This window comes from Leptospira noumeaensis (assembly GCF_004770765.1).
Taxonomy (GTDB): domain Bacteria; phylum Spirochaetota; class Leptospiria; order Leptospirales; family Leptospiraceae; genus Leptospira_A; species Leptospira_A noumeaensis.
Genome location: NZ_RQFK01000016.1, coordinates 1 through 1,354, shown reverse-complemented (window position 1 = coordinate 1,354; position 1,354 = coordinate 1). Strand labels below are relative to the sequence as shown.

The 1,354-nt window shown below is 39.4% G+C and carries 1 protein-coding gene; it reads right to left on the bottom strand.

The window, feature by feature from the left end; genetic code table 11:
- Nucleotides 1–27: 27 nt before the first annotated feature.
- Entirely contained in the window at nucleotides 28–1,254 is a 1,227-nt protein-coding gene (locus EHQ24_RS06710) for an integrase core domain-containing protein (RefSeq protein ID WP_135600909.1), read from the bottom strand.
- Nucleotides 1,255–1,354: the final 100 nt, after the last annotated feature.

The following is a 1,354-nucleotide window of genomic DNA, read 5'->3' as shown; positions in this document are numbered from 1 at the left end:
GGTATGACTTCAAGAGATAGGTAACGATTAAGCGGCATGAGAAGGGTAACGCTTTTTAGTAACCTTTCTTGGCTTATGAACTTTATATGAATCAGGATTGGAAATAAGCAAGAAGAAATCATTATCTATAACACCTAATTTGTTATTTGCAAACCAGATAGAGTAGGTATCCTTCTCTTTTTTAATACCAACATTGAATCCATTGAACGGATTTCCGATCATAACGAGATGTCCAAGCCAATTGATGTAACCTCTATCGTTAACATGTCTTTGCTTGAATCCAAAAGGATATGAGAGTAATAGATCAGCATTAGAATCAAATTGCCGTTGTGACTTCACATAGACTTGTTCCGGAGTTTTCATGTTAAGAGATTCGTGTGGTCTTTCTCTGTTAAATTCAATTCTCCATTTGTCGAATAACTTTTGATGTAGTGTAATGTTTCCGACGATCTCATGTTGTAGTTCTCGAGCCATGTCCTTGTGCATTCTTTCATGAGCGCCATTCTGGTAAGGTTTTCCTGGTTCGATTCGATCTAGCTTAATCCCAAGAGAGAGCCACCAAACAGAAAGCTTAGTGAGTCCGAGAAGGGATTGCATAGAAGCGAAAGGAGGACCGTTGTCAGACCTAATGATCTCAGGCAAGCCATAGATCTTAAATAACCGAATGAATTCGGCTTTTACAGAAGGTATATCTCCTTTGGAAAGAGTCTTGATAGAGAGAATGTATTTAGAGTAATCATCTCTGATCGTTAGAGGATTGATCTTTTCTGAATCAGCAGTATACCACCAACCTTTGAAGTCGACAGTCCAAATGTGGTTAGGTTGAGTAGACTTTTCTGGCAGAGAAATTCTTTTGCCGAAATGTTTGACTCTCTTCTTTTTCTTGGGTAATGTAAGTCCAGCTTTTTTGAAGATACGATCAAGAGTAGATTTGTCCGGAGGTTTAACATCCGGAAACTTTCTCTTGTATAGTTCTAGGATTTTTTTAGATCCCCAAAACTTCTTCTGGTTTTTGAGCTTAATGAGCTCAAGAACCACCTCCTCAGGAAGTTTTTTAGGTGAGTTCTTCGGCGTTCTCATCTTGTCCAGAAGTCCCGCTTTTCCCTCGGTTAGGAACCTTTCTTTCCATTTGTATCCACACTTAGTAGAGATGCCATATTCTGCACAGAGCTGAGTGAAGTTAATACCTTTCTCAAAGCTCGCCATAACGAATTCCAATCTTAAATCCACGACCTGATTCTCCTTCCAAGGCATCCCTATAGCCCTCCTGTAAAGGTGTTCTAAAGAGATGAGAAACCAGAAAGTGTTACCTATGTCTTGCTACAAAAGTGTTACCCATGTCTTGAGTCATACA